At 65.1% G+C, this 26,080-nt stretch carries 20 protein-coding genes; 9 read left to right on the top strand and 11 right to left on the bottom strand.

Annotation, left to right across the window (positions count from 1 at the left end; translation table 11 throughout):
- The first annotated feature begins 138 nt into the window (after nucleotides 1–138).
- Both ACKWRH_RS13520 and ACKWRH_RS13515 read left to right on the top strand, forming a co-directional pair.
- Nucleotides 139–1,296 (top strand): GGDEF domain-containing protein, encoded by a 1,158-nt coding sequence (locus ACKWRH_RS13520; protein ID WP_445220945.1) that lies wholly within the window; start codon nucleotides 139–141, stop codon nucleotides 1,294–1,296.
- Nucleotides 1,297–1,359: 63 nt separating this feature from the next.
- Nucleotides 1,360–2,463 (top strand): DUF2336 domain-containing protein, encoded by a 1,104-nt coding sequence (locus tag ACKWRH_RS13515; protein WP_445220944.1) that lies wholly within the window; start codon nucleotides 1,360–1,362, stop codon nucleotides 2,461–2,463.
- A gap of 20 nt (nucleotides 2,464–2,483) precedes the next feature.
- Here ACKWRH_RS13515 and paoC read toward each other — a convergent pair whose 3' ends face one another.
- The 5 genes from paoC to ACKWRH_RS13490 all read right to left on the bottom strand — a co-directional run bounded on the left by paoC (nucleotide 2,484) and on the right by ACKWRH_RS13490 (nucleotide 7,690).
- On the bottom strand, nucleotides 2,484–4,688 hold the full coding sequence (paoC, locus tag ACKWRH_RS13510) for an aldehyde oxidoreductase molybdenum-binding subunit PaoC (RefSeq protein ID WP_445220943.1): 2,205 nt from the start codon (nucleotides 4,686–4,688) through the stop codon (nucleotides 2,484–2,486).
- A gap of 3 nt (nucleotides 4,689–4,691) precedes the next feature.
- The gene (locus ACKWRH_RS13505) at nucleotides 4,692–5,642 is read right to left on the bottom strand and encodes an FAD binding domain-containing protein (RefSeq protein WP_445220942.1); all 951 of its coding nucleotides are present in this window, start codon (nucleotides 5,640–5,642) and stop codon (nucleotides 4,692–4,694) included.
- On the bottom strand, nucleotides 5,639–6,295 hold the full coding sequence (gene paoA / locus ACKWRH_RS13500; protein ID WP_445220941.1) for an aldehyde dehydrogenase iron-sulfur subunit PaoA: 657 nt from the start codon (nucleotides 6,293–6,295) through the stop codon (nucleotides 5,639–5,641). The genes ACKWRH_RS13505 and paoA overlap by 4 nt, the downstream gene beginning before the upstream one ends.
- 208 nt (nucleotides 6,296–6,503) lie before the next feature.
- Entirely contained in the window at nucleotides 6,504–7,142 is a 639-nt protein-coding gene (locus tag ACKWRH_RS13495) for an NrsF family protein (protein WP_248882098.1), read from the bottom strand.
- 2 nt (nucleotides 7,143–7,144) lie between these two features.
- Nucleotides 7,145–7,690, bottom strand: coding sequence for a sigma-70 family RNA polymerase sigma factor (locus ACKWRH_RS13490; protein ID WP_445220940.1), 546 nt, complete (start codon nucleotides 7,688–7,690; stop codon nucleotides 7,145–7,147).
- Between the two features lie 289 nt (nucleotides 7,691–7,979).
- Here ACKWRH_RS13490 and ACKWRH_RS13485 point away from each other — a divergent pair, with 289 nt between their 5' ends.
- The 5 genes from ACKWRH_RS13485 (at nucleotide 7,980) to ACKWRH_RS13465 (ending at nucleotide 12,774) form a co-directional block, all read left to right on the top strand.
- Nucleotides 7,980–8,630, top strand: a complete 651-nt coding sequence (locus ACKWRH_RS13485) for a hypothetical protein (RefSeq protein WP_445220939.1) — start codon at nucleotides 7,980–7,982, stop codon at nucleotides 8,628–8,630.
- Nucleotides 8,631–8,778: 148 nt separating this feature from the next.
- A complete protein-coding gene (locus ACKWRH_RS13480; protein ID WP_445220938.1) occupies nucleotides 8,779–9,558 on the top strand; it encodes an enoyl-CoA hydratase in 780 nt (259 codons plus the stop codon).
- Between the two features lie 221 nt (nucleotides 9,559–9,779).
- A complete protein-coding gene (locus tag ACKWRH_RS13475; protein ID WP_445220937.1) occupies nucleotides 9,780–11,177 on the top strand; it encodes a TolC family outer membrane protein in 1,398 nt (465 codons plus the stop codon).
- Between the two features lie 25 nt (nucleotides 11,178–11,202).
- The gene (locus ACKWRH_RS13470) at nucleotides 11,203–11,766 is read left to right on the top strand and encodes a hypothetical protein (RefSeq protein WP_445222389.1); all 564 of its coding nucleotides are present in this window, start codon (nucleotides 11,203–11,205) and stop codon (nucleotides 11,764–11,766) included.
- 45 nt (nucleotides 11,767–11,811) lie between these two features.
- Entirely contained in the window at nucleotides 11,812–12,774 is a 963-nt protein-coding gene (locus ACKWRH_RS13465; protein WP_445220936.1) for an amidohydrolase family protein, read from the top strand.
- Between the two features lie 20 nt (nucleotides 12,775–12,794).
- Here the strand turns inward: ACKWRH_RS13465 and ACKWRH_RS13460 are convergent, their stop codons facing one another.
- The 3 genes from ACKWRH_RS13460 to ACKWRH_RS13450 form a co-directional block, all read right to left on the bottom strand.
- A complete protein-coding gene (locus ACKWRH_RS13460) occupies nucleotides 12,795–15,911 on the bottom strand; it encodes an efflux RND transporter permease subunit (protein ID WP_445220935.1) in 3,117 nt (1,038 codons plus the stop codon).
- A 29-nt stretch (nucleotides 15,912–15,940) separates the two neighbouring features.
- A complete protein-coding gene (locus ACKWRH_RS13455) occupies nucleotides 15,941–17,185 on the bottom strand; it encodes an efflux RND transporter periplasmic adaptor subunit (RefSeq protein WP_445220934.1) in 1,245 nt (414 codons plus the stop codon).
- Nucleotides 17,186–17,330: 145 nt separating this feature from the next.
- Nucleotides 17,331–18,743: a CoA transferase gene (locus ACKWRH_RS13450; protein WP_445220933.1), complete on the bottom strand. Its 1,413-nt coding sequence runs from the start codon at nucleotides 18,741–18,743 to the stop codon at nucleotides 17,331–17,333.
- Nucleotides 18,744–18,857: 114 nt separating this feature from the next.
- Here ACKWRH_RS13450 and ACKWRH_RS13445 point away from each other — a divergent pair, with 114 nt between their 5' ends.
- Nucleotides 18,858–19,145 (top strand): hypothetical protein, encoded by a 288-nt coding sequence (locus ACKWRH_RS13445; protein WP_212251384.1) that lies wholly within the window; start codon nucleotides 18,858–18,860, stop codon nucleotides 19,143–19,145.
- 177 nt (nucleotides 19,146–19,322) lie between these two features.
- On the top strand, nucleotides 19,323–20,093 hold the full coding sequence (locus tag ACKWRH_RS13440; RefSeq protein WP_445220932.1) for an SDR family NAD(P)-dependent oxidoreductase: 771 nt from the start codon (nucleotides 19,323–19,325) through the stop codon (nucleotides 20,091–20,093).
- A 256-nt stretch (nucleotides 20,094–20,349) separates the two neighbouring features.
- Here the strand turns inward: ACKWRH_RS13440 and ACKWRH_RS13435 are convergent, their stop codons facing one another.
- From ACKWRH_RS13435 to ACKWRH_RS13425, 3 genes are read right to left on the bottom strand one after another with little or no spacing between them, the layout of a single operon-like run.
- The gene (locus ACKWRH_RS13435) at nucleotides 20,350–23,802 is read right to left on the bottom strand and encodes an error-prone DNA polymerase (protein ID WP_445220931.1); all 3,453 of its coding nucleotides are present in this window, start codon (nucleotides 23,800–23,802) and stop codon (nucleotides 20,350–20,352) included.
- Nucleotides 23,799–25,385: a Y-family DNA polymerase gene (locus tag ACKWRH_RS13430; protein ID WP_445220930.1), complete on the bottom strand. Its 1,587-nt coding sequence runs from the start codon at nucleotides 25,383–25,385 to the stop codon at nucleotides 23,799–23,801. The genes ACKWRH_RS13435 and ACKWRH_RS13430 overlap by 4 nt, the downstream gene beginning before the upstream one ends.
- Nucleotides 25,288–26,070, bottom strand: coding sequence for an ImuA family protein (locus ACKWRH_RS13425; RefSeq protein ID WP_445220929.1), 783 nt, complete (start codon nucleotides 26,068–26,070; stop codon nucleotides 25,288–25,290). Before ACKWRH_RS13425 ends, ACKWRH_RS13430 begins: the two co-directional genes overlap by 98 nt.
- Nucleotides 26,071–26,080: the final 10 nt, after the last annotated feature.

Below are 26,080 nucleotides of genomic sequence, written 5' to 3'. Positions count from 1 at the left end.
CCTAATCGCCGGCAAATTTCCCCGCCGGCCGCTGTCATCCTGTTGCGCGCTGCGCCCTTTGGATTCGATTTCGAAGGATACCAAACCTAAAGGCTTGCCGCGTAGATTTTTGGGCTGACATCCACCCTTGGCGGGACAATGAGCACGGCCGCGACGACCTTACCGGAGAGGAATGCCGCTGAGGTCGCGGATCTCGTTCTCATGCCCGACGCGGCTGCGCCCGAGGTGCGAGCGCGCCGGGTCCGGCAACGCCGGCAGATGTATGTCGGCCAGGCCGCAAGCTACTCGCTCGGCGCCTTCGTGCTGCTGATCTATGCCCATGACGGCGTCGTCCCGATGAACGTTCCGTCGCTGTTCTGGGTCGGCGGCCTGATGATCATCGGCATCTTCGTCGTGATGTCGGAAGCCGGCGTCGGCGACAGGCACAGCGACCACTATCTCACCGTCTTCCAGATCTCGGCGCACATGGCGCTGCAGTTCATCTTCCTGGTGTCGGTGCCGACCCTCGGCATCGCCTTCATCAGCGTGCTGTTCCTGATCTTCGCCTTCGGCACGCTGCGCATGACCTCGGCGCAGGCGATGTTCACCTGGGCGATCGCGACGACCTGCCTCGCGGCCGTCTTCCTCGCCTCCGACCTGCCGATCGGCATGCCAGTCGCCACGAGGCTCCAGCGGACCGCCTCGATGCTGTGCTTCGTCCTGGTGATCGGCCAGTGCGCCTTCCTCGGCCTGTTCGGCGCCACACTGCGAAAGGTCCTGTACCGGCGCAGCATCGAGCTGAAAGCCGCCTATCAGCGCATCGAGGAGCTCGCCGAGCTCGACGAGCTCACCGGCTCCTACAACCGCCGCTGCATCATGCGGCTGCTCGATGCAGAGGTCGAAAAGTCGCAGCAGGCGTCCGCACCTTGCGCCATCGCGCTGATCGACCTCGACTGGTTCAAGCGCATCAACGACGCGCACGGCCACCCCGTCGGCGACGAGGTGCTGCGCACCTTCGCCATCACCATTTTTGCAAATATCCGCCCGGCCGACTTTTTCGGCCGCTATGGCGGCGAGGAATTTCTGCTGCTGCTGCCGGGCACCGACGGCGGCGCGGCGGGGCGCATGCTCGAGCGGCTGCGCGGCATCGTCGCCGATCTCGACTGGAGCGCATTTTCCCCCGGCATGCGGGTGACGATTTCCGCGGGCGTCGTGACGCTGCGCGACAACGATACTGCCGACACGTTTCTCGCACGCGCCGACAGCGCGCTTTATTCCGCCAAGGCGCAAGGGCGCAACCGTATTGCAACGAGCTGACTAATCCATTTTTTCCTGGCTGCGCAGAAGCCGCAGCCGGACCGAACGCTCCAGGACAGGGCCATGAGATCGAAATCCGAAAAACCATCCGAGAACCTGCTTGAGGAATTGCAGACCGCGCTCTCGCACGGCACCGTCGCGCGCCGGGTCGAGGCCCTGCGCCGCGTCACCGATCTCTTCATCAACAATGCGGTTGATTATTCCGACGAGCACACCAGGGTGTTCGACGACGTGTTCCAGTGCCTGATCGAGCAGATCGAGGCCTCGGCGAGAGCGCTGCTCGCCAACCGTCTCGCGCCGATCGCGGCCGCGCCGCCCAGGATCATCCGCACGCTCGCGCTCGACGAGGTGATCGAGGTCTCCGGCCCCGTGCTCACGAAATCGGAACGGCTGGACGAGGCGACCCTGATCGAGATCGCGCACACCAGGAGCCAGGCGCATCTCAAGGCGATCTCGCTGCGGCGGGTGCTGTCGGAAGCGCTGACCGACGTGCTTGTGGCGCGCGGCAACGAAGACGTCGTGCAATCGACCGTCAGCAATCCGGGCGCGCAGTTCTCCGAGGGAAGTCTCACCGACCTCGTCACGCGCGCCGAACGCGACGATGGCCTCGCCACCTGCATCGGCCTGCGGCCCGACCTGCCGCGCCATCACTACCTGAAGCTGGTCGCCAAGGCGTCCCTGAGCGTTCGCAGAAAGCTCGAGGCGGCCCATCCCGGGCTCGCGGACGAAGTGTCCAGCGTGGTCCAGGAAGCGGCCCAGCGGGTCCGCGCCGCCGCCATGACCAGGCAGACCGAAATGGCACGCGCGCTGGTGCGGTCGCTGCACGAGGACGGTCGTCTCAACGAGTTCCAGGTCACCAGCTTCGCCGAGCAGGGCAAGTTCGACGAGACCAATGCAGGGCTCGCGGCGCTCGCGGGCGTCGCGGTCGAGACCGCCGAGAACATGATGATCGAGAGCCGCAACGAGGGCGTGATGATCCTCGCCAAGGTCGCGGGCATGCAATGGTCGAGCGTCCGCGCGATCATCGCCATGCGCGAAAAGCTCTCGGGCGACTCGAAGACCGACATGCTGACGCTGCGCGATGCCTACGAGGCCCTGCGCTCATCGACCGCACAGCAGGTACTGCGCTTCCACCGCATGCAGCAGGGCACGACGCCGGCGGCGTGAAGCCGGCGCCGTTCGGTGCGTCAAGCGTCAGGCATGTGATCCAGCAGCTTGTCGAGCGTGATCGGATAGTCCCGGACCCGTATGCCGGTCGCGTTGTAGATGGCGTTGGCCAACGCCGCGGCGACACCACATATCCCGAGCTCAGCGACGCCCTTCGCCTTCATCGGCGACGACATCGGGTCCGTCTCGTCCAGGAAGATCGTGTCCTGGTGCGGAATGTCGGCATGGACGGGCACCTCATAGCCGGCCAGGTCGTGATTGACGAAAAAGCCGACGCGTTTGTCCACGACGAGCTCTTCCATCAGCGCCGCTCCCACGCCCATCGTCATGGCGCCAATGACCTGGCTGCGCGCCGTCTTCGGGTTGAGGATGCGCCCTGCGGCACAGACCGCGAGCATCCGGCGCACGCGGATTTCCGCCGTCGCGACGTCGACGCCGAGCTCGACGAAATGCGCGCCGAACGTCGATTGCTGATGTGTCTTGGCGAGATCGCCGTACTCGATTGAATCCTCTGCTTTCAGTTCGCCGTCCGACGCCGCCTGCCCCAAGGGAACGCTTCGGTTGCCCGACGACACCTGACCATCCGCGAATGCAACCTCCGCAGAGTTGAAGCCGAGCTTCTGCGCCACCGTCTCGCGCAGCTTGACGCAGGCAGCATAGACGCCCGAAGTCGAATTGTTCGCACCGAACTGCCCGCCAGAGCCGGCGGATACCGGGAAGCTGGAGTCGCCTAGTCGTACGACGACCTTCTCCAGCGGCACTCCCATCATCTCCGCTGCGGTCTGGGCGATGATCGTATAGCTGCCGGTTCCGATGTCGGTCATATCGGTCTCGACGGTTACTCGCCCCTGCCCGTCGAGGCGAACGCGAGCCCCTGATTTCATCAGAAGATTGTTGCGGAACGCGGCAGCCATGCCCATGCCCACCAGCCAGCGGCCATCGCGCTGCTTGCCGGGCACCGCATGTCGCTTGTTCCAGCCGAAGCGCTCCGCGCCGATCCGCATGCATTCGACGAACTGACGCTGCGAGAACGGGCGGTTCGGATGCTCGGGGTCGACCTGGGTGTCGTTGCGCGCGCGGAATTCGATCGGATCGAGCCCCAACCGCTCCGCCATCTCGTCCATGGCAATCTCCAGTGCCATCATGCCGGGCGCCTCACCAGGCGCACGCATCGCGTTGCCTTCAGGCAGATCCAGCATGGCGAGACGCATCGCCGTCATCCGGTTCTCGCCGGCATAGAGCAGACGGGTCTGCTGAACCGCGGTCTCCGGCCGGCCCTCCGGCAAATTGCCCGACCAGCTCTCGTGCCCGATCGCGGTGATCTTGCCGTCCCTGGTCGCGCCGATGCGAATCCGCTGGATCGTCGCCGGGCGATGCGTCGTGTTGTTGAACATCAGGGGACGCGGCAACGCCACCTTGACCGGGCGGTTGGCGGCACGCGCGCCGAGGGCGGCAAGGATCGCATCGGAACGAAGAAACAGCTTTCCGCCAAAACCGCCGCCAATGAACGGCGAAATCAGCCGGACATTCTCCTTGGGCAGACCGAGCGTCTTCGCAACGTCCCCGGTGGTCCATGCGATCATCTGGTTGGAGGTCCAGAGCGTGAGCTTGTCGCCATCCCACGCCGCCATCGAGGCATGCGGCTCCATCATCGCGTGGGCCTGGTCCGGCGTGGTGTAGCTCGCATCGAGCTGCACTGGCGCGGATGCGAAGGCACCGGAAAAATCGCCGACCGCCGTGTCGGACTGGCCATCACCGCGACTGGGAGGCTTGGCAGCGCCGTCCCGTCCGGCCGAAAGGTCGAAGGCGCCCTTCGCTGCCGTATAATCGATCCCGACGAGCTGGGCCGCGGCGCGGGCCTGTTCGAAGGTCTCGGCAACGACGACCGCGACGGCTTGGTGATAGTGATCGATCTCGGGGCCACCGAGCAACTTCGCCGTGTTGTAGTTGCCTTTGCCTAGCTTGCCGGCATTCTCGGCCGTGACGATCGCGATGACGCCCGGCGCGGCCTTGGCACGGGACAGATCCATCGATGCAATCCGCCCCTTTGCGATGGCGGCACCGACAATGTAGCCATAGGCGGGAGCAGCGACGACATCATGCCACTCGTAGGCATAAGTCGCCCGTCCGGTGGTCTTGAGCGGGCCGTCGATCCGGCTCGTCGCATGCCCGATGACCTTGAGCTGGTCGATCGGATTGGTGGTCGCGGGCGTATCGAACTTCATGGCTCAACCTTTCGCTTCGGTCAGCACCGCGCCAAGTGTTCGCTCCACCAGCGAAAGCTTGAATGCGTTCTCCTTCGTCGGCCTCGCGCCTTCGAGCAGGCGCGCGCTGACGGCCTTGGCGCCATGCGGCATTTCGGCTTCGGCCGCCTCGACCCGCCACGGCTTGTGAGCAACACCGCCGACGGCAACGCGGCCCGTTCCGTCGCGCTGGATGATCGCTCCGACCGAGACCAATGCGAACGCATAGGACGCGCGGTCACGGACCTTGCGGTAGATGTGCGTTCCCCCAACGGGCTTTGGCAGCGTCACGGATGTGATCAACTCTCCGGCCGTCAGCGTCGTCTCGATGTGCGGTGTATCTCCCGGCAGGCGGTGCAGATCGGCGATCGGGATATCCCGGACCGAACCATCCGGACGAACCGTCTGCACGGTCGCATCAAGCGCACGCATGGCGATCGCCATGTCGCTCGGATGCGTCGCGATGCAGGCCTCGCTCGCGCCGATGACCGCGTGCTGGCGGGTCACGCCGCCGATGGCAGCACAGCCGCTGCCGGGGCTGCGCTTGTTGCACCTCTGGTTGGTGTCATAGAAATAGGGACAACGCGTCCGTTGCAGCAGATTGCCGGCGGTGGTCGCCTTGTTGCGCAACTGCCCGGACGCGCCGGCCAGCAGTGCGCGCGACAACAGGCCGTAATCGCGCCGGATCCGTGCATCGGCAGCCAGCGTCGTATTGCGCACGAGCGCGCCAATGCGAAGTCCGCCAGCGGGCGTCGGCTCGATCTTGTCGAATCCCAGGCCGTTGACGTCAATCAAATGGGACGGCGTCTCGACCTCGAGCTTCATCAGATCGAGCAGATTGGTGCCGCCGGCAATGAATTTGGCATTGCTGTTACTGGCGGCCGCAGATGCCGCCGCAGCGGGCGAATTCGCCTTCTCATAGGTAAAGGACTTCATGCGGGCCTCCCGGCAACCTCGGTGAGCGCCTCGGCAATATTGGAATAGGCGCCGCAGCGGCAGATGTTGCCGCTCATGCGCTCGCGCAGTTCCGCGTTGGTCAATTGCGGCGCAACGTTCAGATCGCCGGTGACGTGACTGGGAATGCCGGCCTTGATCTCGTCGAGCACGGCCACGGCCGAGCAGATCTGTCCCGGCGTGCAATAGCCGCACTGGAAGCCATCATGCTTGACGAAGGCGGCCTGCATCGGATGCATGTGCTGTGGCGTACCAAGCCCCTCGATCGTGGTGACGCTGTCGCCCTCATGCATGACCGCCAGCGTCAGGCATGAATTGATGCGCTGCCCGCCGACGATCACGGTGCAGGCACCGCATTGGCCGTGGTCGCAGCCCTTCTTGGTGCCGGTGAGATGAAGATGTTCGCGCAGCGCGTCGAGCAATGTGGTCCGGGTGTCCAGCTTCAGAGCCCGGACCTCGCCGTTGACGTTGAACGACACCGTCGCCATCGCGGGTGTTTCCGCTGCGGGCGCGGCCACCAAGGGCTGCGGAGCAGAATTCTGAGTCTTTGCGGACGTAGCGCCGATCGCCACCGACGTCGCGGTTCCGATCAAAAGGTTCCGCCGCGACATTTCGAATGCGCTCGGTTTTCGCATGGTTGGGCATATCCCTCGCTACAGCAGCGTCCATCGACGCTCTGGATAGAAGTCGTCCAACCGAAGTTAGTTTCCAGCCGCGAACCGGATTAGCCCTTCACAATGGCATGAAGCTATTAGCGTTGCTGATGAATGCTGGAGCGATGCGGCCGATGAAAGCCAGGAGGTCGCGGATATGTGACGCGAGGTCAATCTGCGCGCAACGCCTTCAGTAGCGCAGGACTTTCGACCCCACGAGCGCGCCGATCGCGGTCACGAGTGCCGTCGCGATCGTGTACCAGGTCGCGACGAACAGCGGCGAGTCGTCGGTGCAGTGCGAGGCGTAGAGCGTTGCGGCAAGGCCGGCCGACAGCAGGCCTGCGAGCGCGCCGGCGAGTGCAGGATGCGACGGCGCGCCGTGGCGCAGGCCGAACAGCGCGCCCGCAAGCAGCGGCAGCGACATCGCGGGGATCGCGAGCATGCACACCCGGGAGTTCTTGCCCACCAGCCGCATCGTCATCGGCATCGCCGGGGCCATCATGGTCTCGCTGCCGATCGCAACCGCAAGCAGGCCGACGGGAAGCAGCAGCAGCCAGCCCCAGCCGCGCATCAAGGCTTCGGGCCGCGACAGATGCAGGCTGACGATGATCGCGGGGATCGCAAGCGACAGCGTGACCGCGAACTTCGTGTCGAAGAACGGATTGTGCATGGCGGTCATCACGTCGGGCCGCACGCCAAGGAAGCTGGCGAAGATCAGGATCGAGAACGGTGCCGCCACGAGCAGCGCCATCGTCAGCACGGCGCCGACGCGCGGCGCGCGATGGGCGTTGTCGGCCGCGAGCGAGCGAATGAGTTGATCGGTATCCATGACTAGTGGTCCCGCAGTTTGGCAGTCAGCGCCGCAAGTCCGCGATGCAGCGCGACCCGCACCGCACCTTCGCTCATCGAAAACTTTGACGCCGTGTCCTTGATCGAAGCGCTGTCGACGGCGATCGACTGCAGCACGTCGCGCTGGCGCTGCGGCAGCGTGTCGAGCTGCGTTGCGACCTCGGCCGCCGAGGCCGTCTCCTGCGGCGCCTCGCCCGGCAGCGTCTCGGCGAAATCGTCGATGTTGACGAAGACCCGCCGGCCCCGCCGCCGGAGCGCATCGATCAGCTTGTTGCGCGCGATCGCAAACAGCCACGGGGCGAAGGGGGCTTCGCTGTCCCAGGTGTGCCGCTTCAGATGCACCGCCAACAAAATCTCCTGCACGATATCCTCGGCCTGGTCGGGAGGCTGCCCGGCCCGCGCCAGACCCCGCCTCGCGGCAGCGCGCAGCACAGGCGTGACCGCCTTCAACAGGCGATGATACGCCGCATCATCGCCTGCCATGGCCGACCGCATCAGGCCGGTCCACTCGTCCTCACGTCCGCGCACGCGCCCTCACCATGCAATTCGGCAGCTCTTTCAGTTTGTTACGCCGGCACCCGAAAGATCACGACTTCGTGATCTTCGCCGCGCCTCGCCACGCAATGCGGCCGTCGAAACCCGCGACGGCTCATAACACCGATCGGTCCCGTCCGCATCCGGCGGCCGGTTGCGAGGCGGCGGTTTGCCCCGCTTTTGCCCGGGATAGCCCGAAGATTCCCACTTTTTGCCCCGCTGTGGTCACGCCCCAGGGTCTCTGTTCGGTCCCGGGACAGGCGGAATTGGGGAGATCGTCAACATGATGAAAGCCAGCGGGCGCGCCGCACTGATTCTTCTTGCCGGCATTTTCGTGCTGGTCGGAGCCGCTGCACAGGCGGCACCGAGTTCAGACGCAAGCAGCAAATCGGACAGCGCGAGCAACCAGGCCGACGCGGTCAAGCCGAGCAAGCAGCGGCGCCATGCATCGCGCCACCGCGACAGCGGCAAGACGGCGCAGAAATCCGACGACAAGGTCGACAAGAAGGACGGTGCGGCAAAGGCCGACGAAGCGAAGGCCGAAAACGACGTGCCGGCCCTGAGCCAGATGCCGCCGGCAGTCGCCAACGCCAACGCGCAGATCGCCGCAGCCGATACGCCGACGGCTGCCGCGGCCTCCGCGATGACCGGCCGCGCCAACGACAATGTTCAGGCTGCAGCCGATAATACCGCCGCGCCGAATGACGAAGCTCAGGTGGTGGCGCCCGATCAGCTCAACGACATCGACCGCGCCCTGCAACAGGACCCGCCGGCACAGAAGGCGGTGATCGCCGCAACCGACGCGCGGCCGGCGCCAGTGATGGCGAGCAGCCACAGTTCGGCCTGGGACCAGAGCTCGCTGATCGGCAAGATCTTCATCGGCGTCGGCACGCTGCTGACGCTGGCCTCTGCCGCGCGCATGTTCTTCGCCTGATTCCCGGGTGATTTTGGCCTGAGGGACCTCGGTCCGGAACGTGCGTCTCGCCGCGTTCCGGACGGCCTCGTCCCGACAACTTTTCGGCCCTTGAAGCCCACCGCGCCAGCGGGCACATTGCTCGCCCAATCAAACGCGTGGGTGGAGCATGAGCACGTTCGAACACATCATCGTCGAGAGCAAGGGCGCGGTCGGCATCATCAAGCTGAACCGGCCGAAAATGCTCAATGCGCTCTCCTTCGGCGTCTTCCGCGAGATCGCCGCGGCCGTCGACGATCTCGAGGCCGATGACGCCATCGGCTGCATCGTCGTGACCGGCAGCGAGAAGGCCTTTGCCGCCGGCGCCGACATCAAGGAGATGCAGCCGAAAGGCTTCATCGACATGTTCTCCGAGGATTTCGCCGCGATCGGCGGCGACCGCGTCGCGCGCTGCCGCAAGCCGACCATCGCCGCGGTCGCGGGCTATGCGCTCGGCGGCGGCTGCGAGCTCGCCATGATGTGCGACTTCATCATCGCCGCCGACACCGCCAAATTCGGCCAGCCCGAAATCACGCTCGGCACCATTCCCGGCATCGGCGGCACCCAGCGCCTGACCCGCGCGATCGGCAAGTCGAAGGCGATGGACCTCTGCCTCACCGGCCGCATGATGGATGCGGCGGAAGCGGAGCGCTCAGGCCTCGTCAGCCGCATCGTGCCCGCCGACAAGCTCATGGACGAGGTCATGGAAGCCGCCGAGAAGATCGCATCGATGTCGCGGCCCGCCGTCGCCATGGCCAAGGAAGCGGTTAACCGCGCCTTCGAGACCACGCTCGCCGAAGGCATGAGCGTCGAGCGCAACCTGTTTCACGCGACCTTCGCGCTGGAGGACCGCTCCGAGGGCATGGCGGCGTTCATCGAGAAGCGCAAGCCGGTGAACAAGAACCGGTAATGCCCGCGAGCGGTCAGGCTGGTGTAAGGCTTTGCCGCTCTGGTGCAGAAACCCTGTGACGCACCTGCAACAAGCACGGAATAGATGGGGGTTTTCCCCGCGGCAGTTTGCCTGCGGGACCCCGGCTGGTTAAACAGTTAAGAGGCCACCGTCGGCGGGGGCGGACAGCCGGGGTTTAGCGGGATTACATGATTGGGCGTGTCGCCAGAGTTGGTCGCGTGATGACGCGGCATCGATCGGGCGTGGGTCCTGTGCTTGCGACATGGACCACGCTGGCGCTCTGTTGCGCCCTGCCCTCTGCCGCGTGGGCGGAAGCCCTGCCTGAGGCGCTCGCCAAGGCCTACCAGACCAACCCGCAGCTCAATGCCGAGCGCGCGCGGCAACGCGCCACGGATGAAAACGTGCCGCAGGCGCTCGCCGGCTACCGGCCGCAGATCGTGGCAAGCCTCAGCGCCGGCCTGCAATCGGTGCGCAATTTGCTGCCCGACAACACGATCCAGACCGCCAATCTGAAACCTTGGGTCATCGGCGTCACCGTGACGCAGACCCTGTTCAACGGGTTCCGCACCGCCAACAGCGTCCGCGCTGCGGAACTTCAGGTGCAGTCCGGCCGCGAGGCGCTGCGCAATGTCGGCCAGGGCGTGCTGCTCGATGCGGTCACCGCCTACACGAACGTGCTGGCCAACCAGTCACTGGTCGAAGCGCAACGCTCCAACGTCGCATTCCTGCGCGAGACGCTCGCCGTCACCCAGCGCCGCCTCAACGCCGGCGACGTCACGCCGACCGACAGCGCCCAGGCCGAGGCGCGGCTCAACCGGGGACTCGCCGATCTCAACGCCGCGGAAGTCGCGCTGGCGGTGAGCCAGGCGGTCTACGCGCAGGTGATCGGCAATGCGCCAACGCAGCTTCGGCCCGCCGAAGTCGTCGACCGCTATCTGCCGAAGAGCCGCGAGGATGCGCTGACGATGGCGATCCGCCAGCACCCGGCGGTGATGGCGGCGGGCTTCGACGTCGATGTTGCCTCGACCAACATCCGCATCGCCGAGGGCGCGCTGCTGCCGAGCGCCAGTCTTCAGGGCAGTGCCAGCAAGAGCCGCAGCAACGACCCGACGCTGAGCACCCTCGCCGAAGACCAGGCCTCGATCGTCGCCAACGTCACCGCGCCGATCTACGACGGCGGCCAGGCCGCCGCGCAGACCCGGCAGGCCAAGGAGATCACGGCGCAGAGCCGGCTCGTGCTCGACCAGGTCCGCAACCAGGCGCGCACGGCGGCGACCAGCGCCTGGGTCGCCAATGAGGGCGCCAAGATCACGGTCTCCGCCTCCGAGTCGGAGGTGAAGGCGGCGACCGTCGCGCTCCAGGGCGTGCAGCGCGAGGCCGCCGGCGGGCAGCGCACGACGGTCGACGTGCTGAACTCGCAGGCCGATTTGATCCAGGCCAAGGCCCGCCTGATCGGCGCACTGCGCGACCGCGTGATCGCCTCCTACACGCTGCTCAGCGCCGTCGGCCATCTCGACGTCAAGACGCTTAGCCTCAACACGCCGGACTATCTGCCCGAGGTGCATTACCAGCAGGTCCGCGACGCCTGGCACGGCCTACGCACGCCATCGGGACAGTAGTTTCAAATCGTCTGGCCTGATGCCGATGAAGAGCCGCCGCATCCATCTGATGGGAGCTTCAGGCTCCGGCGTAACGACGATCGGTGGCGCGCTCGCCGACCGGCTTGCGTTGCCGCATCACGACAGCGACGATTATTTCTGGCTGCCGACCGTGCCGCCCTACCAGACGACGCGCCCTGCCGCGGAGCGCCTGCGCCTGATGCGCGAGATGTTTCTGCCGCGTCTCGATTGGGTGCTGAGCGGAACCGTCACCGGCTGGGGCGACGAACTCGTCCCGTTCTTCGATCTTGTCGTCTTTGTGACGACGCCGCGCCAGCTTCGCTTGCAGCGCCTGCGTGGCCGCGAGGCTACGCATTTCGGAGCTGATGCCGTCGCACAGGGTGGCTGGCGTCACGAGGAGGCGGAGTCGTTCGTCGAATGGGCCTCGCACTACGAAGCCGGTGATCGCGAGGGCCGCAGTCTCACAAAAGATGAAGCCTGGCTCGCGGGCCTGCCCTGCCCGGTCGTGCGCGTCGACGGCTCACGCCCGATTGCGGATCTTGTCGAGCAGCTATGCAGTGAAGCGGAGCGGGTTACCGGGCTGATGTGATACTATTCCTGTCCCACCTCCAAATAACGAAGCAGGGAGAGAACCATGCTCAACCGACGCAGCGTCCTGCTTGCCTCCCTTGCCGCCGGAGTAGCCATGACCAACAAAGCTCACGCCCGTGCGGCGCAGCCCGCGACGCCGGTCGATTTCGACGTTCCGGCCCATGCCTGCGACTGCCACACGCACATCCATGGTGACGTCGAAAAGTTTCCGTTCTTCGCGGGGCGCGTCTATACGCCGGAACCGGCAAGCCCCGAGGAAATGGCGGCGCTGCACAAGGCGCTGCATGTCGAGCGCGTCGTGATCGTGACGCCGAGCGTCTACGGCACCGACAATTCCTCCACCTTGTTCGGCATGAAGGCGCGCGGCGCGACCGCACGCGGAGTGGCCGTGATCGACGATAAGACCACGGAAGCACAGCTCGACGCGATGCAGGCGGACGGTTTTCGCGGCAGTCGCATCAATCTCGCCACCGGCGGCGTCAGCGATCCGAATGTCGGCCGCGCGCGCTTCACGGCCGCCGTCGAGCGCATGAAGGCACGCGGCTGGCACGTGCAGCTCTACACCACGCTGCCGATGATCTCGGCGATCAAGGAGCTCGTGCTGGCTTCGCCCGTGCCGGCCGTGTTCGACCATTTCGGCGGCCTCGAGGCATCGCTCGGACTGGAGCAGCCGGGATTTTCCGACCTGGTCGCGCTCGTCAAATCCGGCAAGGCCTATGTGAAGATTTCGGGAGCCTATCGCTCGTCGAACCTCGCGCCCGACTATCAGGACATGGTGCCGTACGCCCGCGCGCTGATCGCGGCGAACCCGGACCGCATCGTCTGGGGCACCGACTGGCCGCATCCGGATTCCAGTCGCGTCGAGGGACGCAAGCCCACCGACATCGCGCCCCTCTATCAGATCGACGACGGCCGGCTGCTCAACCAGCTTCCGGTGTGGGCGCCGGATGCGGAGGTGCGCAAGAAGATCCTGGTCGACAATCCCGCGCGTCTCTACGGATTCTGAGGCGCGGCGGCCGCGCGCGGTCAGCGCGCGCGGCGGGAGAAGAAGGAAATCAGGACCGGCAAGGTCACCAGAATCACGACCGGCGCGAGCATCATGCCGGTGACGACGACGACGGCGAGCGGCTTCTGCACCTGCGAGCCGATGCCTTCCGACAGCGCCGCCGGCAGCAGGCCGACGCCGGCGACGACGCAGGTCATCAGCACCGGCCGGAGCTGCAACTCGCCGGTACGTATCACCGCGCTCATGCGGTCCATGCCTTCTTCGATGAGCTGATTGAACTGCGACAGGATGATGATGCCGTCCATCACGGCGATGCCGAACAGCGCGATGAAGCCGATCGCAGCCGAGACGCTGAATGCGGTGCCGGTGATCAATAGCCCGAGCACGCCGCCGAAGATCGCCATCGGGATCACGCTCATGGCAAGCAGCGTATCGGTCATCGAGCCGAAATTGAACCAGAGCAGCACGCCGATCAGCGCCAGCGAGATCGGCACCACGATCGACAGCCGGCGGATCGCGTCCTGGAGATTGCCGAACTCGCCGACCCAGTCCATATGCGCGCCGGGCGGCAGCTGCACCTGCTCGGCGATCTTCTGCTGCGCCTCGCGGATCGCGCTGCCGAGGTCGCGCTCACGCACCGAGAACTTGATCGGCAGATAGCGTTCCTGCTGCTCGCGATAGATGTAGGCGGCGCCGGAGACGAGGCTGATGGTGGCGACCTCGCTCAGGGGAATCTGCGTGACGGTGCCGTTGGGGCCGGGCGCGCCGATGCGCAAATTCTGGATCGCCTCCGCGCTCCTGCGATATTCCGGCGCGAGACGGACGATGATCGGGAAGTGGCGGTCGCTTCCGGGCTCGTAGATATCGCCCGCGGTGTCGCCGCCGATGGCGACCTTGATGGTGGCGTTGATGTCGCCGGGCGCAAGCCCATAGCGTGCGGCCTTGGCGCGGTCGATGTCGATCTGGATGGTCGGCTGTCCGAGCGAGGTGAACACCGCAAGGTCGGTGACGCCCTGCACCGTCGCCAGCACCGACTTGATCTTGTTGGCGGTATCGGTGAGCGCCTGGAGATCGCTGCCGAACAGCTTGATCGAGTTCTCGCCCTTCACGCCCGAGACGGCTTCGGAGACGTTGTCCTGGAGATATTGCGAGAAGTTGAATTCGACGCCTGGGAAGCGGTCGTCGAGCTGCTTCAACAGCTGCGCGGTCAGCTCTTCCTTGTCGTGGGTGCCGGGCCATTGGCTGGCGGGCTTCAGTGGCGCGAAGAACTCTGCGTTGAAGAAACCGGCGGCGTCGGTGCCGTCATCCGGACGGCCGTGCTGCGAAACTACGGACTCTACCTCGGGCCGAGCGCGGATCAGCTTGCGCATCTCGTTGACGTAGGTGTTGCCTTCCTGGAGCGAGATGGTCGGCGGCAACGTGGCACGGATCCAGAGATTGCCCTCCTCGAGCTTGGGCAGGAATTCGAGACCGAGCAGCCGGCTGAGGGCTACCGTCATCAGCACGAGGCCGACGGCGCCGCCAAGCATGATGCCGCGGTTGGCGACGGCCCAATTCAGCACCGGCATGTAGATCCGGTGCAGGATCCGCATGACCCTCGTCTCGGTCTCCTCGACATGCGCGGGCAGGATGATCGCGGACAGCGCAGGAGTCACCGTGAACGTCGCAAGAAGCCCACCGGCGAGCGCATAGGCATAGGTGCGCGCCATCGGCCCGAAGATGTTGCCCTCGACGCCCGAGAGTGTGAACAGCGGTATGAAGGCCGCGATGATGATCGCAGCGGCAAAGAAGATCGAGCGCGACACGTCGGCTGCGGCGCTGAGGATGGCATGGCTCTTCATGCCGAACAGCGTCTCGGGCGAGACGTGCTCGAATTCGGTGAGCGGCGTGGTCTGTGTCAGGCGGCGGAAGATGGCTTCCACCATGATGACGGTGGCGTCGACGATCAGGCCGAAATCGATCGCGCCGACCGACAGCAGATTCGCCGATTCCCCGCGCAGCACCAGGATGATCACGGCGAAGAACAGCGCGAACGGAATGGTGGCGCCGACGATCAGCGCGCTGCGCAGATCCCCGAGGAATATCCACTGCAACAGTACGATCAGCAAAATGCCGACCACCATATTGTGCAGCACGGTGTGGGTGGTGAGCTCGATCAGGTCCCCGCGGTCGTAGATGCGTTCGATGCGCACGCCGGGCGGCAGGATGCTGGAGTTGTTGATGGTTTGAACGAGCTGGTGGACGCGCTTGATGGTCGGCGAGCTCTGCTCGCCGCGGCGCATCAGGACGATGCCCTGCACGATGTCGTCGGAATCGTCGAGACCGGCAATGCCGAGACGCGGTTTTTGGCCGACGGTAACGGTGGCGACGTCCTTGACCAGCACCGGATTGCCGTTGGTCTGCGAAACCATGGTGTTGGCAAGATCGTCGATGGAACGGATCAGGCCGACGCCGCGCACCACGGCCGATTGCTGGCCGATATTGACGGTGTTGCCGCCGACATTGACGTTGGAGTTGCTGACCGCCTGGAGCAATTGCGGCAGCGTCAGGCCGTTGGCGACGAGCTTGTTGAAGTCGACCTGGAGCTCGTAGGTCTTGCTCTTGCCGCCCCAGCCGGTGACGTCGATGACGCCAGGCACGGCGCGGAAGCGGCGCTGCAGGATCCAGTCCTGGATGGTCTTGAGGTCGAGCACGCTGTAGTTCGGAGGACCGACGAGGCGGTAGCGGAAGATTTCGCCGATCGGGCTGAGCGGCGAGATCTGCGGCTGCACATTGCCCGGCAGCGGCGCGAGCTGCGCCAGGCGGTTCAAGACCTGCTGCTGCGCCTCGTCATAGGTGTAGGCGAAGGAGAACTGGAGTTTGATGTCGGAGAGGCCGTAGAGCGAGATGGTGCGGATCGTCGTGAGGTTCTTCAGACCCGCGACCTGGGTCTCGATCGGAATCGTGATGTAGCGCTCGATCTCTTCCGCCGACAGGCCCGGACTCTGCGTCACGATGTCGACCATCGGCGGCGTCGGATCGGGATAGGCCTCGATGTTGAGCTGGTTGAACGCGATCACGCCGCCGATCAGCACGGCGACGAACATCCCGACCATCAGGAAGCGCCGGTTGACGGCAAGGGCGACGAGACGATCCATTCAGGTCTTCAATTTTCTTGGGTCGTCGATCAGCTACCGGACGCCGCGCGGTCGATGAACAGGCTGCCCTTGGTGACGATCTGCTCGCCTGGCTTCAGATTGCTGGTAACCTCGACGAGATTGCCATTGATGAGGCCGATCTTGATCTGGCGCAGCTCGACCGACTTGTCCTCGCGCGCGACCCAGATGCGGACCTTGTCGGCCTCGTAGATCAGCGCCTGCTTCGGCACCGCCGGCGCGGCACGGTCGCCGGCCGAATAGATCGTGACGTTGGCGAACATTTCCGGCTTGAGCAGGCCGTCCTTGTTGTCGATGGTCGCGCGAACCAGCAGGCGGCGGGTGTTGGGATCGATGGCGGCGGCGACGTAGTTGATCTTGGCGGTCAGGGGGTGGCCCGGCAGCGCCATCACGTTGACGCTGATGTCCTGGCCGATGCACACGGCGGCCGCATCGCTCTCGCGCACGAAGGCGGTGAGCCAGACCGTGGAGAGGTCGCCGATCACGAACACCGGATCGCTGGCGCCGGAATTGACGTACTGGCCCGGACCGATCTTGCGCTGCACGACGGTGCCGGAGATCGGCGAATGGATCGTGATCTCCCGATCGATGACGCCCTTCTCCTGGAATGCCTTGATGGTCTCGTCGGTGAAGCCGAGGATGCGCAGCTTGTTGCGCGCGGCCTCCAGCGCCGTCGCCGAGGAGCGCATGTCGTTCTGCGCCTGGACCTGGTTCGCTTCGGCCTGCTGATAGTCCTTCAGCGGGATGGCGTGGCCCTCATAGAGGTCCTTGGCGCGCTTGAACTGGATGTCGGCAAGATCGATCGCAGACTTCGCCTTGTTCTGCGAGGTCATCGCAGCGATGAAATCGTTCTGGGCCTGCACGGTGTCGGCGGCCTCGATCGTGAACAGCGGTTGGCCTTGCTTCAGCATCTCGCCCGGCTTGGCGAGCAGCTTGGTCACCCTGCCCGCATAGGGCGAGAACACCGGCGTCGAGCGATCCTCATCGACCGCGACCTTACCCTCGGTGACATATTCGGCCCGGAAGGTCTTGGCCTTGACCGGCTCGATCGTCAGCGTCGCCCACTCGGACGGCGTCGGCGTGAAATTCTGCGCATTCCTGCGCGACTGGCTGGAGACCTCGGAGTGGCTCTTCTCCTTGGCCCCCGCACGCAGGAAGCCATAGGCACCGGCGCAGGCGAGTGCCAGTAAAACTACGGATGTGATCACCCGTTGTTTTGTAAACACCTGCAATCGCTTGGTATTTTCAACTACCATGGGGCCCGGTCAAGTCTGCGACGATCTCGGCAGACGACTGCCTTATCGGTCGCGCTAATAGTGCTGAATTGGGATTTCAAACAACCTAAAAAACGCCAGCCACCTTTCCGTTTGCGTTAAAATTTTGCATCGCGTCAGCTTCACGTCAGTTTCGTACCGGCCATTGTGACGGATGACTGCCGAGCGGCATCGCCGGGCGGCTCCATCGCGCCGGCGTGGTCGACAGCAGCGCGGAATGGCGCACCGCCTTCAACGTGCCGAAGCCAGATGGCATGGGCTCGATGAATGCAGCATGTACGGCCTCGCCCGTAAGATCCGGGGTGTCCAGGCCGCCATCGAGCCGGCCGAGATTCCACAGCCAGCGTCCGGTCTGCGCCAGCGACACGCGCACGTGCCAGGTCCCGCCTTCGCGGGCCTGGCGTGCCTTGGCCATCATCGCGCCGAACGCCATCAGATAGCCGGTGGCATGATCGAGCATTTGCGCCGGCAATTCCTTGGGACCGTCGATGCCCGCGGCCTGCCCCTCGGCGTGGTTGAAGCCCGTCGTGGTCTGCACCAGTGAATCGAAACCGCGCCGCTCCGCCCAGGGGCCGGCATGGCCATAGGCCGACAGCGTGACATAGACGATGCCCGGATTGATGCTCGCTGCATCCTCCGGCGCGAACCCGAGGGCTGCAAGCGCGCGCGGACGATAGCCTTGCGAGAAGATGTCGGCGCCCTTCAACAGCTCGCGCAGCTGCGCCCTGCCCGCCTCGCTCTTCAGCTCGACCAACGTGGTGAGCTTGCCGCGGCCGGTGTCGATGGTGAGCCAGGGAATGGCCGGCAGCTCCGGCCCCGAGACGAGCAGCACATCCGCGCCGTGGGCAGCGAGCGTGCGACCGGCGACGGGGCCTGCGATGACGCGCGAGAGATCGAGCACGCGCAGGCCGGAAAGCGGACGATCACCGTTCGACAATCCCTGCGGCCATGGCTTGGGCGGGGCCTCGCCGATCTTCTCGATCGAGACCAGCGGCAGTTCGGCGAGTGCGCGCGCCTGCGGCAGCGCGGACCATTCGTCGTAGGAGCGCATCAGGGCGACGACGCCGCCCGCGGCATAGGCCGCAGTTTCAAAATCCTCGCCCTTCCATTGCATCAACGCGGCCTGAACCTTGTCGCGCTCGGGCTCGCAACCGAGCACGTTGCAGACGGCGTCGCGATGATGCGGGAAATTGGTGTGGCAGCGGACGAAGCGGTTGTCGCCGGTCTTGTAGACGCCGGCAATGGCGTCCCAGGCCGGCGGCGGCGGCTTGTCGTCGAGGCGCAAATAACGCTCCGAACGGCATTCGGCGACGGCGTGGCGCATGTCGACGGAGACGTCCTGCGTCTCACCGCTGCGCAGTCTCCAGATTTCGGCGGCGGCAAGCCCGGCGGCGGCGATCGTCGTCTGCCCGGCGACGGCGACGCGAAACGAGGACGGAATTTGCGGCTCCTCGCCGGTCAGCCGCACGCGTTCGAGCGCGGCCTTATCGCCACCGGCGGAGGTCCAGAGATCCTTGAGAATATCGGCGGGGCTTTGCATGACCGCTTCTCTCCCTCTCACATTTGAGCATGATCTTTTCGGAAATCCGCTGCGCATTTTTCCGGATCATGCTGTAGTTTTCGCGACCATGTCATGATCGCAGAAAGGAATGCAATGGCCGCCATCGATCCCCTTACCGCAGGCGCCGTGTTCATCGCAACGGCGGCCACAGACGCGGTCTATGTCATGTTCACCTCGGCCGTGATCGCGCGCAAGCGCATGTCGGCGGCGAACTGGAGCGCGGTCTGGTACATGCTCTCCTCCTACGCCGTGATCAGCTACACCGAAAACCCGTTCTATGTCGCTTTCGCGGCGATCGGCTCCTGGGCCGGCGCCTACGCCTCGCTGACCTTCCTGCACCGCCCGCCCGGCGGCCCGCCGGTGGGGGCAGCACCGGAGTAGAGGGCGGGCGCATCTCTCCACGTCATTGCGAGGAGCCCTTGCGACGAAGCAATCCAGACTGTTTCCGCGGATGCATTTCTGGATTGCTTCGCTACGCTCGCAATGACGAATTGGAGAGTTCAGCATGTCTCTCGAAACGGCTACACTCCCTGCACCAACAAAAAGGAAAACCAAACAATGGATCTCGGTCTCAAAGGCAAGAACGCCATCGTCCTCGGCGGCACACGCGGCATCGGACGGGCGATTGCAACGACGCTGGCCGGCGAAGGCGCCAATGTCGCGGTGTGCGCGCGCAATGCGGATCAGGTTGCGGCGATCGTCACTGAACTCAAGGCAAGCGGGATCCGCGCCAGCGGCGGTCCGGTCGACGTCACCGACGGCGCGGCGCTGAAATCCTGGATCGAGACTGCTGCAAAGGAGCTCGGCGGCGTCGACCTGCTGTTCGCCAATGCCGGCGCGATGGCGCAGGGCCACGATGCGGCGTCCTGGGAGCAGAACTTCCGGCTCGACGTGCTCGGCGCCGTGCATGCGTTCGACGCCGCGCGGCCGTTCCTCGAGGCGAGCGGCGAAAAGAGCGGCGACGCCGCCTTCGTCATCATCTCCTCGATCTCGGCGGCGCAGGCCGATCTCGCCAGCTCCTACGGCCCGATCAAGGCGGCGCTGATCCACATGGCCAAGGGATTGGCGCGGCAATACGCAAAGAAGAATATCCGCGTCAACGTGGTGTCGCCCGGCACGGTCTATTTCAAGGGCGGCGTCTGGAACATGATCGAGCAGAACATGCCGGAGCGCTACAATGACGCGATGAAGCGCAATCCGACGGGCCGCATGGCAACGCCGCAGGAGATCGCAAGCGCGGCGGTGTTCCTGGCAAGCCCGGTGTCGGGGTTCACCACGGGCTCCAATCTCGTCGTGGACGGCGCGATCTCGAACCGGGTGAATTTTTGAGACGAGCACACTGTCGTCGCCCGGCTTGACCGGGCGACCCAGTATTCCAGAGACGGCTCGGCTAGAGCCGAAGGGGGCGCAGCGTACTGGATACCCCGCTTTCGCGGGGTATGACACCGAGAGTGTGACACGGCCCGGCTCAACAAGCTCGTCATTGCGAGCGCAGCGAAGCAATCCAGAGTCTTTCCACGGGCGGCAGTCTGGATTGCTTCGCTGCGCTCGCAATGACGGTGTGGCGGCATTCTGCGTCACATCTTCAATGAAAATCCCGCGATGGCGGCAGGATGCGGACGTTGCGGGGGTGGCGGATTTTTTGCGCCGGCATATCCGCGTGGGCGCGGGGATCGTCGTTGAGGGGCTCGATCAGATCGGCGCCTGCCGGCACCGGATGCTTGCGGCTCAGCGCGTCGTTGGCGAGACCGACCAGATCGTGCGAGCGGTCGACCATGCGCTGGGCGATGAGATGCGTCACCTTTTCGGGGCTGCTCTGGATATAGCCCTCGACCAGGATGAGGCGCGCGCCCATCACCTCCTTGCGGTACTGCTCCATGATCTTGGGCCACACCACGACATTGGCGATGCCGGTCTCGTCCTCCAGCGTCATGAACACGACGCCGCTGGCGCTGCCCGGCCGCTGCCGGACCAGCACCACGCCGGCGCAGCGGACGCGGCGCCGCTCGTTCTCATGGCTGATGTCCCTGCAGGCCACCACACGCTCGCGCGAAAACATCTCGCGCAAAAACTCCATCGGATGGCCCTTCAGCGATAGCCGGATGGTCTGGTAGTCCGCGACCACCTGCTCGGCCAGCGGCATCTCCGGCAATGGTTTTGCATGCTCGTCCGGCTGCTCGCGCGCGGTCGCGGCCTCGAACAGCGGCAGCGGCACGTCGTCGGGCAGCCGCCGCACCTGCCACAGCGCCTCGCGGCGGTCGAGGCCGAGCGAGCGGAAGGCGTCGGCATCCGCGAGCAGGATCAGCGCACGCTTGGGCAGACCGGTGTCGCGGGCGAAGTCTTCGAGCGAGGTGAAGGGACCGCTGTTGCGGGCGGCGATGATCAGGTCGGCCCAGTCTTCTCTCTTGTCATTCCGGGGCGACGCGTCAGCGTCGAGCCCGGAATCCATCGAGCCGCATGCACGCGGAGAAATGGATTCCGGGCTCGCGCTGCGCGCGCCCCGGAATGACAACTGAACTTCTTTCAACCTCTCCTCATCTTCATCCAACCAATGAAAACCGTCGATCTGGCGGAAGCCTAAGCGGACAGCACAATACTCGTCGTCGGTGTTCTCCAGCGTGTTCTGCGCAAAGCTGTAGGATACGTCGATGTCGCGCACCTTGACGCCGTTCTTGCGGGCGTCGCCGACGATCTGCGCCGGCGCGTAAAAGCCCATGGGCTGCGAGTTCAGCAGGCCGCAGCAGAAGGCGTCGGGGTGATGATATTTCAGCCATGACGAGATGTAGACGAGCTGCGCGAAGCTGGCGGCATGGCTCTCCGGAAAACCGTAGGAACCAAAGCCCTTGATCTGGTCAAAGCAGCTTCTGGCGAAATTGGGATCATAGCCGCGCGCGACCATGTTGCCGATCAGCTTCTCCTCGTATTGGCCGATGGTGCCGACATTGCGGAAGGTCGCCATCGAGCGGCGCAGGCCGTTAGCCTCTTCGGAGGTGAATTTTGCCGCCTCGATCGCGATGCGCATGGCTTGCTCCTGGAACAAGGGCACGCCTTTCGTCTTGTGCAGCACCTTGTAGAGCTCGTCCGCGGGACCGTGCTCGGGTGATGGCGAGGGATAACTCACCTTCTCCTGGCCGTTCCGCCGCCGCAAATATGGATGTACCATGTCGCCCTGGATCGGGCCCGGGCGTACGATCGCGACTTCGATAACGAGATCGTAGAAGGTCCGCGGCTTCAGGCGCGGCAGCATGTTCATCTGGGCGCGGCTTTCGACCTGGAATACGCCTAGCGACTCCCCGTCACACAGCATGTCGTAGACCTTGGGATCGTCCTGCGGGACGCTCGCCAAAACCCAACGCTTGCCCTTGTGCTCGTCGATCAAATCAAAGCATTTCCTGATGCAGGTCAGCATGCCCAGCGCGAGCACGTCGACCTTCATCATATTGAGCGCGTCGACGTCGTCCTTGTCCCACTCGATGAAGGTGCGGTCGTCCATCGCGGCGTTGCCGATCGGCACATAGGTGTCGAGCCGGTCCTGGGTGAGCACATAGCCGCCGACATGCTGGGAGAGATGGCGCGGGAATTCGATCAGCTCGGTCGCAAGCTCGACCGCGAGGTTGATCATGGGATTGTTGGGATCGAGCCCGGCCTGCCTGACCTGCATGTCGTTGAGGCCCTTGCCCCAGCTTCCCCAGACGGTGTCGGCGAGCGCGGCGGTGACGTCCTCGGTCAGGCCCAGCGCCTTGCCGACGTCGCGGATCGCGCTGCGTGGACGGTAATGGATCACGGTGGCGATGATCGCGGCGCGGTGGCGGCCGTAGCGGCGATAGACATATTGCATCACCTCCTCGCGCCGCGAATGCTCGAAATCGACGTCGATATCAGGCGGCTCCAGCCGTTCCTTGGAGATGAAGCGCTCGAACAGGAGATCGACGCTGGTCGGATTGACCGAGGTGATGCCGAGCACGTAGCAGACGGCCGAGTTCGCCGCCGATCCCCGCCCCTGGCACAGGATGTTCTGGCTGCGTGCGTAGTGCACGATGTCGTGCACGGTGAGGAAGTAGTGCGCGTATTTCAACTCGGCGATCAGCGCGAGCTCTTTCATCAGGGTCGCGCGCAGCTTGTCATCGATCTTGCCGCCGAAATATGTCTGCACGCCCGCCCAGGTCAGATCCTCCAGATGCCCTTGCGCGGTCTTGCCTCGCGGCACCGGCTCGTCCGGATACTGGTATTTGAGCTGATCGAGCGTGAAATTGATCTTGTCCGCAAAGCGCATGGTCTCCGCGATCGCCTCGGGAAAATCGCGGAACAGCCGCGACATTTCACGTGGCGTCTTCAGGAAGCGCTCGGCATTGGCTTCGAGCTTCCGTCCGACCGCCTCGATCGTGGTTTTTTCCCGGATGCAGGTCAGCACGTCCTGGAGCGGACGGCTGCCGGGATCGTGATAGAGCACCTCGTTGGTCGCGAGCAGCGGCACGTTTGCTTTGGCGGCGAGATCATCGAGCCGCGCCAGGCGGCGGCGATCGTCGCCGCGATAGACCAGGCTCGCGGCCAGCCACACGCCCTCGGGGCGGCTCGCCCTGAGCTTGGCGAGAACATCCAGCGCCTGCTCGGGCTCGAAGCGATGCGGCAGCGTCAGGACCAGGAGCTGGCCCTCGGAAAACTCGAGAAGGTCGGCAAAAGTGAGACGGCATTCGCCCTTCTCGATCCGCGTGATGTCGTCGCCGCGCTTGCCCCTGGTGAGGAGCTGGCACAGCCGGCCATAGGCGGCGCGGTCGCGCGGATAGACAAAAATGTCGGGCGTGCCGTCGATGAAGACGATGCGCGCGCCGATCAGCAATTTCGGCTTGTGCAGCACCTTGTCATTGTCGAGCTCCTTGTAGGCGCGCACCACGCCGGCGAGCGTGTTGTGGTCGGCAATGCCGATCACGGGAATGCCGAGGATGCTCGCCTGATGCACATAGGCGCGCGGATCCGAGCCGCCGCGCAGGAAGGAGAAGTTGGTGGTGATGCCGATCTCGGCATAAGCGGGCGTATTCATGCGAAGAGGCCGTGCACATACCAGTTGGGGGGAATGGGTTTGCCTTCGTCGTCGAACACCTCTCCTTCGTAAAGACCGTCGCGAAAGATCCAGAAGCGCAGGCCTTCGGCATCCTCGATACGGAAATAATCCCGCGTCAATTGTTTGCCGTCCTGCCGCCACCATTCCATCGCGATACGTTCGGGCCCTTCCACCCGCACCACCGCATGCAGCGCACGCCGCCAGGTGAATTGATGCGGCGGGCCGTCGGGCACGGTCGCGAACGGCACCTTGATCGGCTCCGGTCTGTCGAACAGCCGCAGGGGGCGCAGCGGCGGCTCGCTTTCGGCGCGCGCTGGCCATTCGGCCTGCATGGCCACGGCGAGATGGTGCTGGGCAGGCGCGGCCAGCACCGCACATTCCGGGATATGGGTATCCTCAGGCAAATGCACGACGACGCGCTTTCCGCCGATGCGCGCGGCGATGCGGTCGATCAGCGCGGCGAGTTCGTCATTGTCGTGGACATGGGCGTCGAGATCGCGCTGCTCCTGCACCACGATCTCGGTGCGGCTTGCCGACAGCCGCACCATGTCGAAGCCGAAGCCGGGATCCAGCGGATCGGCGAGCGCATCGAGGCGTTCGCGGAACAGGCGATCGATGACTTTGCTTTGCGTGACCGGCCGCCCGGCCTCGACCATGATCGCGCGCACCACGCCGTCGGTGCGGAAAAACGCAGCTTCCAGCCGGCGTGCACCCTTGCCCTGCTTTTCCATCGACGCGATCAACGTATCGGCGAGCCGCGACAGCGTCATCGCGATCATGGTGTCGGTGGCGATCGGTTCGGCAAAGCGCTTCTCCACGATGTAATCCGGCAGCGGTTTACGCGGATTGATCGGGGCATCGCCATGCCCCTGCGCATGCGCGAGCAGCGTGGAGAACCGCGCGCCGAACCGCGCCGTGATCTCATGCGGCGCGCGCGAGGCGACATCGCCGATGGTTTTCAGGCCGGCGCGGCGCAGACCAGTGGTGATGGCCTCGCCCGCACCGAGCGCGGACACCGGCAGCCGGCTGATCGCCGCCGCCTCCCCGCCATCGGCGACGATGGTGCCGGAAGCCTGCCGCGTCAGCGTGCGCGCGCAGACCGAGGTGCCGGCGATCGCCGCGCTGACGGCAAAGCCCTGCCGCGCCAATGCACGGACCAGCGTCTGCAACAACGCAGCTTCTCCACCGAACAGATGCGCGCAGCCGGTGATGTCCAGAAACAGCCCGTGCGGCGGATCGAGCGCCACCAGCGGTGTGAAGCGGTCGCACCAGTCGGCGACGTCGCTGAGCGTTTTCGCATCGGCCACGACATCGGCGTCGAACACTTTCAAGTCCGGACACATCGCCCGTGCATTGGCCAGGGGCTGGCCGATGTGCAAGCCGAGGCGCTCGGCGGCTTCATTGAGCGCATGGATCACCAGCGCATTGTTGTCCTTGATGACAACGATGCTCGGATCATTGGCCTTACCCAGCGCGCCGAAGAACCGCTGAATCCGATCGATGGGCAGGCGTGGCAGCCACAGGCTGAGGATACGTCGACGGTTCAGAGAACTGGCACTCATCACATTTCCATTCCATGATCCACCGGCCGCACGGGCCATGACGATTGCGCAAGAGCTCCACATCGAAGCGCGGCGCGCCCCAGGCACTCCATGCCGGGCCCGGCGGCGAATGCGCCGCGCGCAGCATCCATCGCGTCTCCGCGGTCGAGGGCAGCGGCTGCGCGGCCATCCGCAACATCAGGCCGGTGACACCGGACGATTGCGCGGCCAGCGTCAGCTTGCGGCTTGCCACGAGATCGAACTGCCGCGTCTCACCCCAGAGTTCGAGCACGACGGCGCCAAGCGCGTCGCAGGCGAGCGCATCGGCCGAGGTCCGCAGCGCGCTCTCGACATCGGCGGCGCGCACCATCACCACGCGGCGCGGATCGAGACCGATCTCGGCGAGCCCGCTCATCGACAGCGCGCCGGTCTCGAGTTCCGAAAAATCCTGCCGCACCCACAGCAGCGGCCGGCGCCGCGAGACACGCCCCGCAAGCCCCATGACAAAACCCGTCGCGGCGGTTCCCTGCCGGCCCTCGCAAAACACCTCGTGGATCACCGCGCGCGCGAGCCCGCCCTTCAGCGCGCTGTCGACCTCGCCGTGGCCGAGCGCGACGCGATCGTGCTGATGCACGACCTCCGCCGTCTCGATGCGCTCGATCTGGCCGCGCAAGGTCGCAAGCGCGTTCATCCGTGCGCCGCTCATATACGCCGCT

The organism is Bradyrhizobium sp. Pa8, from assembly GCF_052588265.1.
This window is presented reverse-complemented; position numbering and strand designations above follow the sequence as displayed.

Excerpts from the sequence above, each read along its gene's own strand:
- ACKWRH_RS13515 (WP_445220944.1), top strand. The coding sequence starts at position 1,360 with ATGAGATCGAAATCCGAAAAACCATCCGAGAACCTGCTTGAGGAATTG.
- ACKWRH_RS13520 (WP_445220945.1), top strand. The coding sequence starts at position 139 with ATGAGCACGGCCGCGACGACCTTACCGGAGAGGAATGCCGCTGAGGTC.
- ACKWRH_RS13495 (WP_248882098.1), bottom strand. The coding sequence starts at position 7,142 with ATGGATACCGATCAACTCATTCGCTCGCTCGCGGCCGACAACGCCCAT.
- ACKWRH_RS13455 (WP_445220934.1), bottom strand. The coding sequence starts at position 17,185 with ATGGTAGTTGAAAATACCAAGCGATTGCAGGTGTTTACAAAACAACGG.
- paoC (WP_445220943.1), bottom strand. The coding sequence starts at position 4,688 with ATGAAGTTCGATACGCCCGCGACCACCAATCCGATCGACCAGCTCAAG.
- ACKWRH_RS13475 (WP_445220937.1), top strand. The coding sequence starts at position 9,780 with ATGACGCGGCATCGATCGGGCGTGGGTCCTGTGCTTGCGACATGGACC.
- ACKWRH_RS13450 (WP_445220933.1), bottom strand. The coding sequence starts at position 18,743 with ATGCAAAGCCCCGCCGATATTCTCAAGGATCTCTGGACCTCCGCCGGT.
- ACKWRH_RS13425 (WP_445220929.1), bottom strand. The coding sequence starts at position 26,070 with ATGAGCGGCGCACGGATGAACGCGCTTGCGACCTTGCGCGGCCAGATC.
- paoA (WP_445220941.1), bottom strand. The coding sequence starts at position 6,295 with ATGCGAAAACCGAGCGCATTCGAAATGTCGCGGCGGAACCTTTTGATC.
- ACKWRH_RS13440 (WP_445220932.1), top strand. The coding sequence starts at position 19,323 with ATGGATCTCGGTCTCAAAGGCAAGAACGCCATCGTCCTCGGCGGCACA.
- ACKWRH_RS13460 (WP_445220935.1), bottom strand. The coding sequence starts at position 15,911 with ATGGATCGTCTCGTCGCCCTTGCCGTCAACCGGCGCTTCCTGATGGTC.
- ACKWRH_RS13430 (WP_445220930.1), bottom strand. The coding sequence starts at position 25,385 with ATGAGTGCCAGTTCTCTGAACCGTCGACGTATCCTCAGCCTGTGGCTG.
- ACKWRH_RS13465 (WP_445220936.1), top strand. The coding sequence starts at position 11,812 with ATGCTCAACCGACGCAGCGTCCTGCTTGCCTCCCTTGCCGCCGGAGTA.
- ACKWRH_RS13485 (WP_445220939.1), top strand. The coding sequence starts at position 7,980 with ATGATGAAAGCCAGCGGGCGCGCCGCACTGATTCTTCTTGCCGGCATT.
- ACKWRH_RS13435 (WP_445220931.1), bottom strand. The coding sequence starts at position 23,802 with ATGAATACGCCCGCTTATGCCGAGATCGGCATCACCACCAACTTCTCC.
- ACKWRH_RS13505 (WP_445220942.1), bottom strand. The coding sequence starts at position 5,642 with ATGAAGTCCTTTACCTATGAGAAGGCGAATTCGCCCGCTGCGGCGGCA.
- ACKWRH_RS13445 (WP_212251384.1), top strand. The coding sequence starts at position 18,858 with ATGGCCGCCATCGATCCCCTTACCGCAGGCGCCGTGTTCATCGCAACG.
- ACKWRH_RS13470 (WP_445222389.1), top strand. The coding sequence starts at position 11,203 with ATGAAGAGCCGCCGCATCCATCTGATGGGAGCTTCAGGCTCCGGCGTA.
- ACKWRH_RS13480 (WP_445220938.1), top strand. The coding sequence starts at position 8,779 with ATGAGCACGTTCGAACACATCATCGTCGAGAGCAAGGGCGCGGTCGGC.